General features: G+C 65.8%; 19 protein-coding genes. 6 read left to right on the top strand and 13 right to left on the bottom strand.

The features are described 5' to 3' along the window. Positions 1–183 precede the first annotated feature (183 nt). Positions 184–1086: a LysR family transcriptional regulator gene (locus tag JHC79_RS13620; protein ID WP_296391641.1), complete on the bottom strand. Its 903-nt coding sequence runs from the start codon at positions 1084–1086 to the stop codon at positions 184–186. Between the two features lie 95 nt (positions 1087–1181). On the opposite strand from JHC79_RS13620, the gene JHC79_RS13615 reads away from it, so the two are divergent. Continuing rightward, positions 1182–2078: a DMT family transporter gene (locus JHC79_RS13615; RefSeq protein ID WP_296391638.1), complete on the top strand. Its 897-nt coding sequence runs from the start codon at positions 1182–1184 to the stop codon at positions 2076–2078. Positions 2079–2100: 22 nt separating this feature from the next. Here JHC79_RS13615 and JHC79_RS13610 read toward each other — a convergent pair whose 3' ends face one another. Beyond that, positions 2101–2703, bottom strand: coding sequence for a hypothetical protein (locus JHC79_RS13610; RefSeq protein WP_296391635.1), 603 nt, complete (start codon positions 2701–2703; stop codon positions 2101–2103). Between the two features lie 178 nt (positions 2704–2881). After that, positions 2882–3688: a GAF and ANTAR domain-containing protein gene (locus JHC79_RS13605; protein WP_296391633.1), complete on the bottom strand. Its 807-nt coding sequence runs from the start codon at positions 3686–3688 to the stop codon at positions 2882–2884. Between the two features lie 446 nt (positions 3689–4134). Between JHC79_RS13605 and JHC79_RS13600 the strand changes: the two genes are divergently transcribed. Together JHC79_RS13600 and JHC79_RS13595 are read left to right on the top strand one after the other, a co-directional pair. Continuing rightward, on the top strand, positions 4135–4557 hold the full coding sequence (locus tag JHC79_RS13600) for a hypothetical protein (protein ID WP_296391632.1): 423 nt from the start codon (positions 4135–4137) through the stop codon (positions 4555–4557). A 360-nt stretch (positions 4558–4917) separates the two neighbouring features. Beyond that, positions 4918–5211, top strand: a complete 294-nt coding sequence (locus JHC79_RS13595) for a hypothetical protein (protein ID WP_296391630.1) — start codon at positions 4918–4920, stop codon at positions 5209–5211. 167 nt (positions 5212–5378) lie between these two features. On the opposite strand, the gene JHC79_RS13590 is transcribed toward JHC79_RS13595, so the two are convergent. After that, complete coding sequence (locus JHC79_RS13590) at positions 5379–6293, bottom strand: zinc-binding dehydrogenase (protein WP_296391640.1); 915 nt, start codon at positions 6291–6293, stop codon at positions 5379–5381. Between the two features lie 115 nt (positions 6294–6408). On the opposite strand from JHC79_RS13590, the gene JHC79_RS13585 reads away from it, so the two are divergent. After that, on the top strand, positions 6409–7014 hold the full coding sequence (locus JHC79_RS13585; protein WP_296391628.1) for a TetR/AcrR family transcriptional regulator: 606 nt from the start codon (positions 6409–6411) through the stop codon (positions 7012–7014). 17 nt (positions 7015–7031) lie between these two features. On the opposite strand, the gene JHC79_RS13580 is transcribed toward JHC79_RS13585, so the two are convergent. Continuing rightward, positions 7032–7859: a helix-turn-helix transcriptional regulator gene (locus tag JHC79_RS13580; RefSeq protein ID WP_296391626.1), complete on the bottom strand. Its 828-nt coding sequence runs from the start codon at positions 7857–7859 to the stop codon at positions 7032–7034. A gap of 87 nt (positions 7860–7946) precedes the next feature. Between JHC79_RS13580 and JHC79_RS13575 the strand changes: the two genes are divergently transcribed. Then, complete coding sequence (locus JHC79_RS13575; RefSeq protein ID WP_296391624.1) at positions 7947–8627, top strand: SDR family NAD(P)-dependent oxidoreductase; 681 nt, start codon at positions 7947–7949, stop codon at positions 8625–8627. A 12-nt stretch (positions 8628–8639) separates the two neighbouring features. On the opposite strand, the gene JHC79_RS23835 is transcribed toward JHC79_RS13575, so the two are convergent. From JHC79_RS23835 to JHC79_RS13540, 8 genes are all read right to left on the bottom strand, one after another. Next, positions 8640–8780, bottom strand: a complete 141-nt coding sequence (locus tag JHC79_RS23835; RefSeq protein WP_366782777.1) for a hypothetical protein — start codon at positions 8778–8780, stop codon at positions 8640–8642. Positions 8781–8807: 27 nt separating this feature from the next. Continuing rightward, positions 8808–9044: a Rid family hydrolase gene (locus JHC79_RS23830; RefSeq protein ID WP_366782775.1), complete on the bottom strand. Its 237-nt coding sequence runs from the start codon at positions 9042–9044 to the stop codon at positions 8808–8810. A gap of 192 nt (positions 9045–9236) precedes the next feature. Then, on the bottom strand, positions 9237–11078 hold the full coding sequence (locus tag JHC79_RS13565; RefSeq protein ID WP_296391622.1) for an FAD-dependent monooxygenase: 1842 nt from the start codon (positions 11076–11078) through the stop codon (positions 9237–9239). Next, positions 11075–11713 carry a VOC family protein gene (locus JHC79_RS13560; RefSeq protein ID WP_296391620.1) on the bottom strand — a complete coding sequence of 213 codons (639 nt, stop codon included), beginning with the start codon at positions 11711–11713 and terminating at the stop codon, positions 11075–11077. Before JHC79_RS13560 ends, JHC79_RS13565 begins: the two co-directional genes overlap by 4 nt. A gap of 15 nt (positions 11714–11728) precedes the next feature. Next, positions 11729–12685, bottom strand: a complete 957-nt coding sequence (locus JHC79_RS13555; RefSeq protein WP_296391617.1) for a fumarylacetoacetate hydrolase family protein — start codon at positions 12683–12685, stop codon at positions 11729–11731. A 75-nt stretch (positions 12686–12760) separates the two neighbouring features. Then, positions 12761–13450 (bottom strand): TetR/AcrR family transcriptional regulator, encoded by a 690-nt coding sequence (locus JHC79_RS13550; protein ID WP_296391615.1) that lies wholly within the window; start codon positions 13448–13450, stop codon positions 12761–12763. Positions 13451–13550: 100 nt separating this feature from the next. Then, a complete protein-coding gene (locus JHC79_RS13545) occupies positions 13551–14480 on the bottom strand; it encodes an alpha/beta hydrolase (RefSeq protein ID WP_296391613.1) in 930 nt (309 codons plus the stop codon). Further along, on the bottom strand, positions 14467–15297 hold the full coding sequence (locus JHC79_RS13540; RefSeq protein ID WP_296391611.1) for an SDR family oxidoreductase: 831 nt from the start codon (positions 15295–15297) through the stop codon (positions 14467–14469). Before JHC79_RS13540 ends, JHC79_RS13545 begins: the two co-directional genes overlap by 14 nt. A gap of 174 nt (positions 15298–15471) precedes the next feature. Here JHC79_RS13540 and JHC79_RS13535 point away from each other — a divergent pair, with 174 nt between their 5' ends. Next, positions 15472–16461, top strand: coding sequence for an NmrA family NAD(P)-binding protein (locus JHC79_RS13535; RefSeq protein WP_296391609.1), 990 nt, complete (start codon positions 15472–15474; stop codon positions 16459–16461). Positions 16462–16537: the final 76 nt, after the last annotated feature.

The following is a 16537-nucleotide window of genomic DNA, read 5'->3' as shown; positions in this document are numbered from 1 at the left end:
ACGACGGGGCCGTGTACAAGTTGACCGACCTCGGTGAATCGCTTGCGACCGGACCAGTGTTGGCGTTGGCGCAGTGGGCCGAGACGCATCAGCGGTTGCTGGCGAACGACTGAGTCCGCACGCGGTCGTCAGGTGAGTTCTCATCCACCATCGAGGCGCAGGCGGCCGTTCATCGATGGCGGGTCAGCGACGGGGACGACCGACATGCTCGCGGTCCAGAGCGGCCGAGGCGTCACCGATGGCTTCCCGCAAGTGTGCGAGCCCGGGGTCCGTAGCCGAAGTGGCGCGCGTGGCGGAGAAGATGTGCCGGTTCACCGGTTGCTCGAGTGGGAGCAGCCGAACCCCGGCAGGCAACCTGTCGATGGCCAGGTCCGGGACCAGTGCGACGCCGACACCCGCGTCGACGAGCGCGAGAAGTACGGCGAAGTCGGTGGCCTCGGCGACAACACGGGGAACGAAACCTGCGACGCCGCACGCGCGGGAGGTCATGTCGAAGCAGCTGCTCTCGCGTCGAGGCGCCAGCCAGTCGTCGTCGGCGTAGTCGTGAAGGTTTGCGGGCGCGGCAGACTGCCGGGTCGTGGGCACGGCCAGCCAGACTGGTTCCACCCGTAGCGGCGACAGCGAGACCCTGCGCGTGTCGACCGGCTCCATGATCGAATATGTATGTGTCAGCGCAAGATCCGCGTCACCGGATCGCAGGGCGGCCATGGATTCGTCGGGTTCCATCTCGACCAGTTCGAGCTGGAGGGGGATGCGTCCGGGCCCGCGCAGGGTGGACCACATCGCCGCGACGATGGTGCGCGCGGCGGAGGGGAACGCCGCAACCCGGTACGTGCCCGCTGTGCCGTCGCGGAGGGCCTGGACTTCCATCTCGGCGAGAGTCAGTCGCTCGACGACGTCGGCGCCATGGTCGGCGAGAACGCGTCCCGCGGGGGTGAGCCGAAGATTTCGCCCGTTCTTCTCGGTCAGTGCGACACCGACCTCCCTCTCCAGCGCAGCCAGTTGCATCGAGACTCCGGGGGCCGTCTGATGCAGTTGTCTCGCCACAGCCGCTATCGTCCCCAGCCGTCCGAGCTCGGCCAACATTCGCAATCGGCGAGGATCCAACACGTAACCGGACGTTACGTGCACAGTCACAACAAGTAAATGGTGATTCCTGAACCGGTGGCGCAGGCTGAACCATGCCCGGTAGTCATCCGTCCCTCACCGCGAGCACCTTTGCCACCACGCTGGCCGGTGCTGTGGTTGTGATCTCCTGGGCCAGCGCATTTCCCGCCATCAGGGTGGCCGCACCGGAACTGGGTGTGGTCGGTCTGTCGCTCGTGCGCCTGGTGGTCGCCGCTCTCGCACTGCTGTCGATCGCACCGTTCACGGGTATGCGACTGCCGGCGCGTCGTGAACTGCCGCTGGTCGTGGCGTGCGGCTTCTTCGGTATGGCCGCGTATCAAGTGCTGCTTAACTGGGGTGAGTTACATGTGCCGGCCGGGACCGCCAGCATCATCGTGGCCACCGCGCCGTTGGTCAGCATCGCCATCGCCGCAGGGGTTTTCGGCGAACGACTCACCATCGTGAAGGTCGCCGGAAGTGTCGTGGCCGTCGTCGGTGTCGTACTGGTGTCGACCGCACGATCGGACATCTCCGTCACGTCGGCGATCTGGATCGTGGTCGCTGCGGCCGTCGTCCAGGGGATCTATCACCCGTTGACCAAGCCTCTGCTGCGTCGGCACACCGGTCTGGAGGTGGCGACGTACGGGATGGTTGTCGGAGTCGTCGCAACCGTGCCGTTCGCAGGTCTCGCATGGGCGGACCTCGCCGACGCCGATGCGGGCGCGTGGTGGGCAGCGGTCTACCTCGGACTCGTACCGTCCGCGCTCGGATTCGTGATGTGGGGATACACGGTGTCGCGAGTGCCGGTCGCGACGTCGACGTCACTGCTCTACCTTGTTCCCGCGGTGGCAACACTGATCGCGTTCGTGTGGCTTGACGAGGCCCCGGTTGTCGCGGAGCTCTTCGGCGGTCTTGTGGTGATCGCCGGCGTGGCCACGGTGACCCTGGGTGGTCGGCGGCCTGTCCCGTGACTCGAACACCCGACGGAGACCATCACATCGACGTCTGATCCCATGGGGGCGATCGAGACACCATCGTGTCCAGAACGATTCGAGCGGCGCCGTGTCGGTCAGTGGCGTTGTCGCCGACGATCTGCTCGAGTCGCAGAACCGCCTCGTGAGGGGTCAGCCCGCGTCCGATGAGGACGCCGATTGCCTGGTTGATCTCCGAAGCGGCATCGAGCTGGGTGGCGATATCGGATGCGGCCGTGACGGTCAGGTGCTCGTCGAGCGTCAGGGCATCCAACGGCTGGTTCGTGAGCCAGGCGATGTCAGCCGCCAGATCGACGAAGGTGCCCGGCGAACCGCCGTAGAAGATGAGATCAACGGGTGGATGTTCGTGACCGCCACCCTCGGCGCGAATCGTGAAGCGGAGCGATGTGCGGATCTCGCCGGGTTGGTTGCCACTGGCCAGAACCGTGACGGCAAAGGGTGGTTCCGATTGGGAAACAATGATACTGAGCCCCTTGTAGCTCGGTATCGAGGCCGCAGCGTCCGCGGTCAATCGATCGAGGCCGACTGCAATGTCGGCGCCGGGTTGATCGAGCGCCTGGGTCAGTGTGGCCAATGCGGTCGCCAGCGATTCGGTGATGGTCATGGAGTGCGTGCTCCGTTGACGCTCCTGAGCGCCGATCGAGCCTGCCAGGGGCCGCCCAGGGCGAGTCGCCGTGCACGGTGGAGGTCTGGGGATCGGGTCAGGTGCCGTCTCCCGGTGTGTGCTTCCTCGTCGACCGTACGCGGAAACCCGTGCGTATCGCCGCCGTCTGACGATTGCCTCAGTGCGGGGTCTGACGGGCGACCGCGCGTCGGACCGCCTCGTCGACGATGCGTTGCGCGACAGCGGACAACTTGCGATGCTCTGCCTGACTGATGGCCCTCAGATGGTCGAAGGCCTCCTCGGCGCTGAGTCCGGATCGCCCGCGCACCAGCCCGATCGCCTGATCAATTGTCGGCCGCGATGAGAGTGCCATCTGCAGCTGCGACGTCAGTGTCATCGCTTGAGAGAGGATTTGAGCGTTGTGAACGGCGGCGGCCGCTGGTTTGGCGAACAGTTCTCCGAGATGCTCGGCGTGCTCGTCGAAAGCGTTCTTCTCGCGAGCGTAGACGTTGATGGCGCCGACCACCTTGCCCGGCAGCAACAGAGGCAGGGACAGGGCGCTGTGCACTCCGAGTCTGCCCACTCGTGGGCCGAATCGGGGCCACATCTTCTCGCCGCCGAGTGAGCCCGAGCGGACGGTTCGTCGTTCCAGCGCCGCGGTGATACAGGGGCCTTCCTGCAGCGTGACGTACTGGATGTGATCGATCTCCTCAACCAACAATGAACTCGCAGCGAGGGTTTCGACGATGTTCTCGGGCCGATCCACTCGGAGCAGGGTGACTCCGGCGCCCTCGGCACCGGGTATCGCCTGCACGGCGAACGCCGCGACCTCCGCCAGGAGGCCAGGCAGGTCGTGGCTGTCTGCAACGAGGCCTGCCAGGTCGCTGATCGCAGCGTTCAGGTCCGAGACGGCCATACCGGCCTCCTGCGAGCCGAGGGGCTCCCCCTGATGATCGTTGTCACTGCCGTCGTCCAACTCGGTCATCCCACGTCACCCTGCTCATCGGAACTGCTCCGGCCCCGTGTTGCCCATGTGAACTCGCGAGCAATGAACGCGGCCATCACAACGGGGTGGACTGTGTTGCCAACGGTACCGCCACCTGTGGTTCTGGAGGCGGCAACCGATCGGACCCGGGTCCGGGCACACGTCGCGACCGTCCCTCGCTCGGACAGGGTAGGGTGACGGTGCTGAGCATGTCAGCCGGTCCGGGACCGCAATCACCGCTGTCTGAGACGGCCGTGACGCGGAGGAGCATCCGCCGCCCAAAGGTTTTCCGCGCTCTTGTCTGTCTTGCCGTTGGCGAGATGTCACGACACGTTTCCCTGCGACCGAACTCATCTCACGAGCCCACCGGATTCGACACCTGCAGATCGCTGGGTGCGTCCGGCGTCCGAGTTCGCCTCCAGGCGGTTCTGCCGAGGAGATCGACGATGTCTGTACCGCTTTCACTCAAGGTGGTCGTCGGGTTCAACCGACTCGAGATCGAGTTGAGCCGCAAGCAATCCGGTCCCGTCCAGTTGACCGTGGTGCCACCACAGCGCCATGCGCCGCCGGTGTCCGTGGCCACCTCGCCTGACCGAACGTTGCGGTCCGCCCTGACCAATCCGGTCGGACTGGCGCTACGCGTGGTGGCCGTCTCCGGATTGGTGGCCCTGCGGCTGATCGAGCAGGCGTCGGTCTTCGCGCTACGCACCCCGCAGCCCGCCGATGACGAGGGCGACGGCGTCGACATCAGTCGGTCCGCGGCGGTCGACGACACGTCCTCGGTGGTGCGCTCATTGCATTCGCATCAACGATCCCAGCGCGGTGTGGGGGTCGGCAAATCGCCGCGGAGTGGTGACCACGCGACGTAGGGCGCATACACGACCACAACCCCGAGCTTGAAACATGTTGATGTAGAACAACACATGCGAAACCGCATGCTTTCAGTTGAGTTGGGCGTCACGGCAGCGGGACCCCGATCGGTTGTCACGCATGTGCGAAGCGCGCTGCCGGATCACGAAAAAAGTTTATTTAGAACGCTATTCGACATTTGGGCAACGAAAGATGTACTGTCGGAATCAGATCGGAACCGATGCCGCGGCGCTGGATTTGATCAGGTGTTCGGGTTCAAACCCTACAGGTCGAATGCCACCCATACTTTCTCGACAAGTTCTCTGACCCGAAAATGGGGTTGCCACGTCACGAACGATGTGTCGGCTCGGGAGACCATTGTGGCGCTCGTGAAGATGGACGATTCCCAACTGGCTGAATACCGGGAGTGTCTCGAGACCGTCCTTCGGCAATCAGCTGAGTTCGACGTCTCTGCGCAGTTCGTACGGGGTGTCACCAGGGATCTGCAGCTCTGTGATGACGAGATCCGGCGCCGAACACCTGTGTCGCAACCACTGTGGAACAAGCTGCTCGTACGAGCCCACGTCGTCCATGACGTCGAGCCGATTCCGGCGGACCCTGCGCCGCAGGGCGGTCTCGAGCCAAGCGTCAGGGATGAGACCGAACAGGTGTGACCCCAGGGTGGGCGTCGCGTGTGGCCAGGGAGGGCATGAGTGGGATGGAATGTGTCACCGTCGTCCTCTGCGACTGGTGCGGTTGCACCACTCGCTCGGATCGCACCCGAGTCCCATGCCCGGTGCGAGCTCACCTGAACCTCGACGGCGAGGGCCGGGCTCACGAGTCACGGTCTCAGGACCAGCCTGCCGAACACCGTTCCCTCGTCCATGCGGCGGTGCGCGTCCGCGGCGCGGTCCAGGGGGAGAACGTCCTGAACGACCGCGTGGATGTCGCCGCGCACCGCAGCGTCGAACAGTTCGATCCGAGTCCGGTCGCGATCGGCCGCGGGCACGGTGTCGAGACTGAACGTGCTCAGCGTCAGGGATTTCTGGAAGGCTCCCAGAAGGGTCATGCCGAAGTCTGACGGGGGATAGCCGGCCACGACACCGACGAGGACCATCCGCCCGTTGGGTGCGAGGCGCTCGATGAAGCGGGGCAACGCTGACCCGGCCACGATGTCGATGATGACGTCGAACAGCCCGGGCCCCTCTCCGTTCCCGTCGCGGTCGAGCACGTGCGTCGCACCGTATCCGCGCAGTCGCTCACCGCGTGAGGCCGACGAGGCGGTCACGGTCACCGAGCCCGCACCACCGCGCGAGGCTAGCTCCACCGCCGCGATGCCGATGCTGCCGGACGCGCCACGCACGAGGACCGACTCACCCGCGGTGAATCGGGCCTGGGCGAGCGCGAAATGGGCCACCGGCGCAGCGCTGCCGAGCGCGACAGCGTCGACGGTGGAAAGCCCTTCCGGGAGCGCCACCACGTTGCCGACGGATGCGATTGCGTGCTCTGCGTAACCGCCACCGACGCCGGTGAAGGCCCAGACGCGTCGGCCCACCCAGATCCGGTCCACTCCCTCGCCGGTTTTGGTGACGATCCCGGCCACCTCGCTGCCCGGTACATATCCGGGACCGAAGCCGGAACCGCTCACAGTGCCTCGGCGGATGACCGCATCGACACCTCCGACCCCGATGGCTTCGGTCTGTATGAGGAGGTGACCGGCCGGTGGAGTCGGCGTCGAGGTATCGATGACCTGCATTCCGTCCGGGCTGCCGAATGTGTGGACTGCTACTGCCTTCACTGGAGACCTCCATGGGTGAGTGACGGTCTCGAACGTAACGGACGCTCCCGTCCGTTTACGTAAAGTGAGAGCCATGGTCGATCAGCTGCATCAGTTCCTCCGGTCCGACGCGAAGGACAACCGCGACCGCATTCTGGAGGTGGCGCGGGAGGTGTTCGCGACCGACGGTCTCGGGGTGTCCATGCGCGAAGTGGCACGCAGGGCGGACGTGGGTCCGGCGACGCTGTACCGACGGTTCCCGACCAAGAAGGACTTGGTCGTGGAGGCGTTCATGGACGAGTTCCACAGGTGTCGTGAGATCGTACGAGCCGGCTTCGACGACAGCGACCCGTGGCGTGGTTTCTGTCACGTGCTCACCGAGCTCAGCGAACTGCAGTCTCAGAACCAGGGTTTCACCGAAGCCTTCCTCGCGGAGTACCCAGACGTCGTCGACATCAGATCACACCGGACCGAGATGCTCGGTGCATTCGCAGACCTCGCCCGTAGGGCGAAAGCGCAGGGGGCGCTCCGGGCGGATTTCGCCGTCACCGACCTCATTCTGTTCGTGACGGCCAACCGTGGGCTGGCGACATCCCCGCCGGAGAATCGAGTCGCAGCTGCGCGTCGCTTCTCCGCCCTGATGATCGACGCGATGCGTTCGTCGCCCACCCACCAGACCCTGCCCCGTCATCCGGCCTGACAACGTGCGTCGACGTCTCAGACGAGAGTCTGGGTCCCCACCACGCGCAGCAAGTCGAGGCGCTGCTCGTCCTGCGAGCCGGGAGCGGTCGTGTAGACGACTATTCGCAGATCGCTGCCCGGTGCGGTGAGCACATCGCAGTCGATGGCGATCGGACCGACCGATGTCGTCATCACCTTGCGACTGGACTTGTGAACCGACATGCTGACGCGCCCCCACCGGGTATCGAAATCCGAACTGGTCGCGCGAAGTCGTGTCACGAGATCTCGCAGGGTGCGGTCATCGGGATACCGGGCGTGCGCGGCGCGGAGATCGGCCACGAGATCGTCACTGAACTCCTCGTGGTGGAGGTCGTCGTAGCTGACGTCTGAGAAGTCGTCGGTGAAGTGACGCCACACCACGTTGCGGTCGACTCCCTGTCTCTGAGCAGGGTCGCCACTGATGGCCGCCCACAGGCCGTTCCAGTGGATGATGTCCCACGTCGCGGTGAACACCGCCAGCGGTACATCCCCCAGCCGGTCGACCATCCGGCGCACTCCGGGGCTGATGTGCTGCGGGACAACGTGTCCACTCGGCGACGCCAATCCGGCGACCTGGTAGAGATGGTCGACCTCCTCGTCGGTGAGGCGCAGCGCTCGTGCCAGCGCGGCGACGGTCTGCGCCGACGGGTGTCGTGCACGTCCCTGCTCGAGCCTGACGATGTAATCGACGCTGACGGTCGCCAACGCCGCGAGTTCCTCGCGACGCAGGCCCGGGGTTCGACGGCCGGGGATCGCGGGCAGCCCGACCTCCTCGGGCCTGGTCCGCTCCCGCCACGCGCGGAGCACGGTCGACAGTTCACTCATGTCCACCATCCTGCATCCCCTGCCGGGCGGCGGGGTGGTAACAGGAGTACCTGGAACCGCGTCCGCTCGGACCCCAGGATTGAGCACATGACCACAACACTGATCACAGGAGCGAACAAGGGTCTCGGACTCGAGACGACCCGGCGACTCATCGAGGCAGGCCACGACGTCATCGCAGGCGTTCGCGACCCGGACACGGCCGGCGATGTCCGCGCGTTGGGCGCGCAGGTCATCCGTCTCGACGTCACCGACACCGCATCGGTCACCGAAGCCCTGTCGTCCATCCCCCGGTTGGATGTCCTCGTCAACAACGCCGGCGTCCTCGGCTCCGCACACGGTGTCGACGATCTCGACGCCGACGCGATGACGGACACCCTCGACACCAACGTCGTCGGCATCGTGAGGGTGACGCAGGCGGCCCTACCGCTTTTGCGGGAGTCGTCCAACCCGGTCATCGTGAATGTGGCCTCGGGCGTCGGGATGGGCCGCTTCCTGCAGGACCCGCAGCGCGATGAGTTCCCCGTCGGCGCGATCCCGTACGCCGCGTCGAAGGCGGCGGTGATCACCCTGACCGTGCAGTACGCCAAGAACCTCCCGGAGATGCGGGTCAACGCCTCCGATCCCGGCTACACCGCAACCGATCTCAACGCCAACACAGGCCACCAGTCGGTCACCGAGGGAACCGACGCCACTGTTCATCTGGCGACACTCGACCGGAACGGACCGACCGGCGAATTCCACAGCCGTAGCGGGCGCATCGACCTGTAGGTGGGCGCGTGATCAGTCGATGATCGCGGTGACCTCGGCTTCGATCAGGATGCCGGGCTCGTAGAGGATGCTGACGCCGATCAGTGCCAACGGCGGAGTGGGCAGGTCGAACTCACGACCAGCCTGCTCGACGCCGGCGGTGAATGCCTCCATCTTCGACTTCTCCCAGTCCACCGCGTATCAGGTGAACCTGACGACGTCACGGAATGTGGCGCCTGCTGCGGCGAGCGCCCTCGCGACGTTGCGATACACCTGCGCGACCTGACCGGCGAGATCACCAGGTGCAACCAGGTTTCCGTCGCCGTCCCAGGCGACCTGACCCGCGAGATGGATCTGCGTGGACCCGGTGGCAACCGCCACGTGGTGATAGAGCGGCACCTGGACATGACCGTCCGGGTTGATCAACGAGACTGTCATGGGAGTTCCTCGGTCGTCGGGGCCTCGGCCGACACCCGCCGGACGACTGTTCGGCGTCCGTACGGCCTCGGCCACTACGTGGTTCACGGTAGCGCCGTAGCACCTACCGATCGGTAGGTGCCTGAGGAGTCTCACGTGGCGGTGACATCGGTGAGCCCCCGGACTCGTCGGCTCCGTGCCGGGAGGACTCTGTCAGAAAGAACCGGCCTGCCCACGGCTGACGACAACCGGGATGCGGGAGAAGTAGGGCAGCCACAGGCGTCCGATGGTCTCCATGAGTGCTGACGTCGCTGCGTCGGCGGCGTCCGAGGTACGCCAGATGATGTGCCCGTCCGGGCGGACCACCACGGCGCCGTCCGTCCCCACCTCGTAGAGATCGATCGCAGTCGCCGGGGAGGTCGCACTCTCGAGATCGACAACGTGGGTCGTCAGTGGTGAGAGCGCGTCAGCCGCGGACCCGAGGGCACCAGTCCACCCTGCGGGGTCGAAGGTGAACACGGTCAATGCGGTTGGAGCAGTCTCGACCAGTTCGAGGGTCGACCTGGGTCCGTCGGGGGTGTTGATGACCGCGTGCGGCAGACGCCCACCGGGTCTGGTGTTCGGGCGGTATTCGACGACGTCGTCGGAACCGATTGCCGGCTCGCGTTCACCGGGTTCGGTCGAGACGAGAGGGCCGGCGTACCGGTAGCCGAATTCCAGACCGGTGGAGACGAAATGGGCGAGTTGCCCGGGGATGTTGCCGGCCACGAGGTCACGCACCCGCTGCGCCCGCCAACTCGTCGACGCGAGGATCGTCGTGCGGGCCAGGCCGGCGCGGGTGATCCGTTCTGCGAGTGGGGCTGCGAGGCGTCCCGGTAGCAATGTCATCGGGGGCCGCGACATCGCTGTGGTCGCGCGCTGCAGCATCCTGTTGGTCACTCCGAAGTACTTCGTTGCGGAGTCGAGCTCGAAGTGATTGGCGACGCTGTGCCGGGCGAACAGATTGATCACCGGGCGCCGTTCGACCTCGTAGGTGTCGAGGAGGCGATCGGTGGACCGGCCGCTGAGGACCGCGTCGAGTTTCCACGCGATGTTGTGCGCGTCCTGCACACCGCTGTTGAGCCCGTACCCGCCTGTGTGCGGGAACCGGTGTGCGGCATCGCCGGCCAGGAGGAGACGTCCGCTGCGGAACACCTCAGCGGTCTGGGAGGTCATCGTCCACGTCCCGGTTGACACGATGTCGAACTGCAGTTCGTGCCCCAGTACCTCGGGAAGCGTTCTTGCCCAATACGCCTCGCGTGAGCGGGCCACGTCCTGGTCGGGATGTAGGTAGGTGTTCATCAGGACGTAGTGGTCATCGGCGTGAGCGATCATCACACCGGCGAAATTCGGCTGGTAGATCCAGCTCAGCAGGGGGCGAGCGTCGGCGGGATAGAGCCCCGGCGCTCGGAAGAACGCACTGCCCATCCGAGCCAGCACCGGACCGTGCATCTCGATACCGGCAGTCTCACGCAGTTCGCTGTTGGCGCCGTCCGCGCCGACGACATAGCGCGCGGTCACGTTCTCGCCGGTGCTCATCGTCGCGGTCACCGTGTCGCCGTGCTGCTCGACTGAATCGACCCGGGTGGATCTCCGAAAGTCGATCAGCGGTTCCCGATCGAGTGCCGACCACAACACCGGCATCAACTGGTGCTGTCCGATATGGGATATCAGGAAGTCGCTGTGTGACTTCACACGCACGAGCTGTTCCGGACGAGACGCCAGGTCGATCTCCCCGAGCGGCAGTCCACTCAGGTCCGAGCACCATCGGATGAGGTTGACCGACTCGATCGGTGGCGCGATTCCGGCGATCCGTTCCGCCAGGGCAGGGTCGGCCTCGCGCCAGATCTCCAGGGAGCGCCCGTGAATGACGTGTGCGGCGGGATGGGTGAGTGCGTCGGAACGGCGGTCGACGATGATCGTGGGGATTCCGCGGCGCGCGAGCAACAATGCCGCGGTGGCTCCGGTCGAACCGGCGCCGGCGATCAGCACCGGCACCGGATCAGATGCGCTCACAGTGTTCGTAGGGTGATGGCACGCTTGTTGACCCGCGGCCTTGTTCCCGGCCGGACGCCGGCGTCACGTCGCAGCAGCGACTCGGTCGCAGCGCCGTCACGCAGTCGTTCGAGCAGGTAGGACGGATCGATGGTGACCCCGATCGGATTGGCCTCGAATTCGCGGCTGGAGAAGAACTCGGCGGTCGCCTCGGGCGTGGGGAAGTTCTCGGTCTGGAACTCCAGACGGATGCCGTCGGGATCCTCGTAGTACAGCGACGTGGTGGGGCCGTGGTTGATCGACCACACCGGCGTGATGCCCGCGGCGGCGAGGCGTTCGTAGTTGAGCAGCAACGGCTCCAGCGAGTTGTACGTGAACGCGAGGTGATCGACGCCGTAGACCTTGCGTCGGAACCTGGCCAGCGGGAACAGGTATCGCAGCACCGAGGGCACCTTCACCAGGGCCAAACGGTGGCTCTCGTCATCCCATGTGATGAACGCGATCTGGTCGTCTTCATGGACGACATGCGCGCCCAGCACGGTGGAGTACCACTCGATCATCTCTGTCGGTCGGGCGGTCTTCACCACGAAGTGAGCGAGCAGATCCGGTGCGAGTGCTGTCGTGACCGGGGCGGGACTCGGTGTCGTGGAGGGCATATCGACTCCTTGGGTTCAGCGGGGTGCGACGATCGGCGTGCGTTGTTCACCGAGATCGAGTGCACCGTCAGAGGATCGGATGGTGGCGGTGACGGTGTCACCGGGCTTCAGGAACGGACCGTCGAGGTTGCGGCGGATGAACAGCTTCCACATGACGTGCTCGGGCAGCACCGCGGTCGCGAGTCGACGCACCAGCGCCGGCGGGGACTTCGCCGCGGTGCCGTGCGGAGTTCCGGTCAGGAGAACGTCGCCGACGGCCAGGTCGCTGAACGTGCTCAGTTCGGTGAGCGATTCTGCGGGACGGTAGACGAAGTTGGCGGTGGTGTCGGTCTGACGGAGGTCGCCGTTGACGTGCAACCGCAACACCAGGTCGTCGAGGCGGTCGTAGTCGGCATCGTCGAGGATCGCGAGCACCGGGCCGAGCGGGCAGAACCCCCGGTAGCTCTTGCCTTTCAGGTACTGACCCTGCGGCAGTTGGACATCGCGGGCCGACAGATCATTGGCGATGGTCACCGCGACCACGTACTCGCGCAGCGATTCCTCGGTGATCGTCACCGGGTCGGTGATGGCCTTGCCGATCACCAGGGCGAGTTCGATCTCATGGTCGAGCAGCTGCACGTGCGCCGGGCGGGTGACCGGGGCGTGTGGTCCGGTGACCGAGGCGTCGGTCTTGTCGAAGAAGAGGTTGAATGCACGGTTGTCGGGGTCCATGCCGGAGTCGATCGCGTGTTGGCGGAAGTTAGCCCCCTGACACAGCACTCGGCACGGGGTGGTGATGGGCGAGCGCATCTCGACGGCATCGGCCTGGTGGGTCGGCCGTCGCGAGGACGCGGCCGTCCAATCGGCCCGACCGTTCTCCAGCAGCTCCGCAGTCGTCGCGTAGTGCCCTTCCAGAGCGGTGATCCCGGCGGGCGACACCACACCCCACAGCACGGCGTCTTCCGTCGCGAAACGGCTGATGTAGGTCGCCATCGTCTGAACTCCGTCCGTGGTGGATGTCGGAGCTCAGGCTATCTCGTTCGCTGAATGTCAGTCAATGAATCGTGGTCACGACCTCTGTCCGTCGCCATCCATGGCGGCGGCAGAGGACAGTGTGGCGATGGGTCCACGCAGGTCAGGGCACCCCTCCAGGTTCTGCACGCCCTTCAGCGCGCCGATGCCGAGTTCGATGAACGACGTGACGAGAGCGTCGACATGTATCGGATCGGGGTCGTTCAGCCACCACGACGACGCCTCGTCGAACGCGGCCACCAGAGTGCTGCCGACGAACTGCATGAGTCGGTTGGTCGGGTCGAGTTCCAGCGATCCTGCCAACGCCGTCAATGCCCGGGTGCGTCCGCGGTCGGACACGGCGGCGACAGTCGGGTCGGGGTGTCGTCGACCGACGATCAGCCGCAGCGCGACGCCTCGATGGGTCGCGAGGTAGTTCAGATGGGTGCGCAGTGCGGCTCGGATGATCGTCGGGGTGTCGGCGCCCACGGGGGTGGTGAATGCAGAATCCATTTGCGCGACAACCCTGTCGAGGACAGCGCGGTAGATTCCCTCTTTGTTCGAGAAGTGATGGAACAGCAGTCCGTGGGCGACGCCTGCGCGCTTGGCGATGTCCGCGATCGTCACGTCGCTGTAGTCACGCTCGGCGAACAGCTCGGAGGCCGCCGTCAACATTCGGTCGCGCGTTGCGGCCTTCTGCTGTGAACGCGTCGTGGCGGGACGGGCCTGTCCTGTGTCACCCGTCATGACTCGAGACCCCAGATGACCACGCGGCAAGATTACTCGCCGACGTGATGTCGCGTGTGGACGGCAGCGCAGCGCAGTCCCGGTCCGTTGGGGCGAGGCGTCAGCCCACCTCGCGAAGGAATGTGTCGAGTTCGGACAGGAAGTCCGACGGCTTTTCGATGTGTGGCCAGTGCCCGGTGTCTGGGATCTCGACCGCGGACGCGGTGGCGACGGCCGCGAGGAATCGGTCGACGTCGACAGGCGGCGACAGCGGGTCCTTGGGCCCACGGATGATCTTTGTCGGACAGGCGATCTTGTGCAGATCGGTTCCCGGGTCGTCGCCGATCGTGGACAGCAGTGCCGGGAAGGAACCCGGAGCGCCGAGCGCGGACATCACCTGCTGCATGAGGTCGGGGTCCAGGCGCTCGGGATGTGCGAGGAACGGTCCCAGGGCCAGCTTCAGCAACCTCGGTGAGGAGGCCACCATTCTGCTCACCGGCGCAGGCAGCGGAACCCCGATGGTCATCAGTTCGGCGAGCAGCGTGGCGACCGACCGCGGCTGGGCCCGGAGTGTCTGCAGGGGGTTACGCGCCAGCCCGGTCAGCGAGAGAATCGGGCCGCCGGTGATGACGAGTCGTTCGACGAGATCGGGCCGGTCGATGGCCAGGCGTGTCGCGACGATCGATCCCATGGAGTGCCCGACGATTGTCGCCCTGTCGATCGACAGCGTCGCACACACCTCGGCCACGGTCTCCGCAAGCGCGGTGAAACTGGTCTTCCTCCAAAAGATCTCAGAATCGCCGAACCCGGGGAGGTCGATGGCGATGACCCGATGGGTCTCGGCGACCTCGGGGAGGATTTCGATGAACCAGCGCCAACTCGCGGAGATCCCGTGCAGGAAGATCACCACGTCGCGGTCGTCGCCGGCCTGGTCGAGGTCGACGAGGTGCACTCGCCTCCCGTCGAGTTCCACGTCGCGTGTCACCGTCTCCCACGGATAGTCGCGCCAGTCGGGCGTGGCCGGGAGGTCGTCGCCGTCAGGGTCGGACACGGCTGTCCCGGTGACTGCTCGAGGTGGTCGGATGCATCGCCCTGTCCAGCGCGGGGACGAGGATCCGTCGCGGCACGAGGCCGGCGAGGTGGGCGGCGATGGCGTTCCTCCGACCGGAGACCACATGCGGTGGCGGTCGGCGACGATCGAGCGCGCGCAATCCGGTGGCCACCACCTGCTGCGGTGTCTGGAACGACCCCACGACCGACGCGCTGTCGCCGATGACGTCGAAGAACTCGGTCGTCGTGGGTCCCGGCGCGAGGGTGAACGCCGTGATCCCGTGCTTTCTCGCCTCGTGCCACAACGACTGACTGAAGCTGAGTACGAATGCCTTCGACGCCGAGTACACCGCGAGCGAGGGCACCGGCTGGAAGCCCGTGGTGCTGGAGACGTTGATGATGCCGCCGTGTCCGCGCTCGATCATCGCGGGCAGAAAGGCGCGCGTGAGATCGACGACCGCGAGAACATCGACGGCGATCTCTTTGCGGTGGTCCGCTGCATCGGTGTCCACGAAGAGTCCCTGTGTCGCGAAGCCGGCGTTGTTGATGAGCAGGTCGACGTCTCCGTCGACCTGTGCACGCAAGGTCGCGCCCGGGTTGTCGGTGGCCAGATCGAAGGGCACGACGGTGCAGTCGACTGCATACTCGCTGCTCAGCTCGTCGGCGAGCTCGTGGAGCCGGTCGGCTCGCCGCGCCACGAGGACGAGATCCGATCCCCGCGCCGCGAAGGCGCGCGCGAACTGTGCGCCGATTCCGGAGCTCGCGCCGGTGATGAGGGTGCGTCGGGCCTCGAAGCGCCGGCGCTCATTCGACGGCATGGTCGTTTCCTGTTTTCGCGGTCATGACCACGAGAGTGGCATTTCATTGACTGTCAGTCAACCAGTCTGTAGCGTCGCCACCATCCGTTGCGGCGTCGCACGTTCGTGCTGTCGCCGGGTGCCGCACAAGCGCTTGCGGTGCATGGCGGTTCGGTTGTCGACGAGGGAGTGGACGTGGTGGGAACAATTCTGGTGACCGGTGCCGGCGGAGGAGTGGGCCGCAGCGTCGCGCGCAGGCTGGCCGAGCGAGGCGAGACCGTGCGTGCTTTCGTCAAGAGCGAGGAGCAGGCCCGCGTCGCGCGTGCGGACGGTGCGGCCGAGGTGGTGATCGGCGACATCCGGTCGAACGCCGACGTGGCCGGCGCGATCCCCGGCGTCGCACGGGTGTTCCACGTCTGTCCGACGGCCGTCGTTCGCGAGGTGTCGATCGCCGAAGGGCTGGTCGCTGCGGCGCGCGCGAACGGTGTCGAACACATCGTGTTCAATTCCGTGATCCACCCGGAGATCAAGGAGTTGCCCCACCACCAGGAGAAGTTGCGAGTCGAGGAGTTGCTCCACGCGTCGGACATCCCGACGACCGTCCTACGGCCGTCACACTTCATGCAGAACTACCTCGACTTCTGGGACCTCATGCTCGCGGGGACTCTGCCGTACCCGTCGTCGCCGACGTCCGTCATGGGTGTTGTGGACGCGGAGGACATCGGTGAGGTGGGAGCGATGATCACCACGTCGCCGGACGGTCACGCGGGTGAGACGTACGACCTGTCGACCCAGGAGCTGACCCGCCACGAGATGGCGACCATATGGACTGCCGTTCTCGGCCACCCTGTCTCAGCTGTGCGACTACCTCCGACAGCGGTGAAGAGCCCGCTGCAGGGAGTCGCCGCGGCGGCGACGATCGTCGCGAAATCGCTCGCGTCGACCAAGACCCATGCGTTGGGAAACGTGGTCCGTGGACTGGCCGGCTCGTCCAACACCCGAGGCGTGCGGAACTGGCCGGACGAGTCCAAGGACTGCTACGTCGCGATGATGACCTACTACGACAAGGTCGGGCTGCCGGCCGGCGACACGACAGTGCTGCCGGAGCTCCTCGGTCGCCCGGCAACGGGCTACCGGGAGTTCGCCGCACGTGAGGCCGATCGGCGTGGGGTCTCGGCCGGCTGATCCGGCATCTCGGTGAGATCCGGTGACGCCGAATCGGGTGTATATGTGGTGTAGATCACAAATCTCCCAAGGAGCG

Source organism: Williamsia sp. (genome assembly GCF_016462415.1).
Classification (GTDB): Bacteria; Actinomycetota; Actinomycetes; order Mycobacteriales; family Mycobacteriaceae; genus Williamsia_A.
This window is presented reverse-complemented; position numbering and strand designations above follow the sequence as displayed.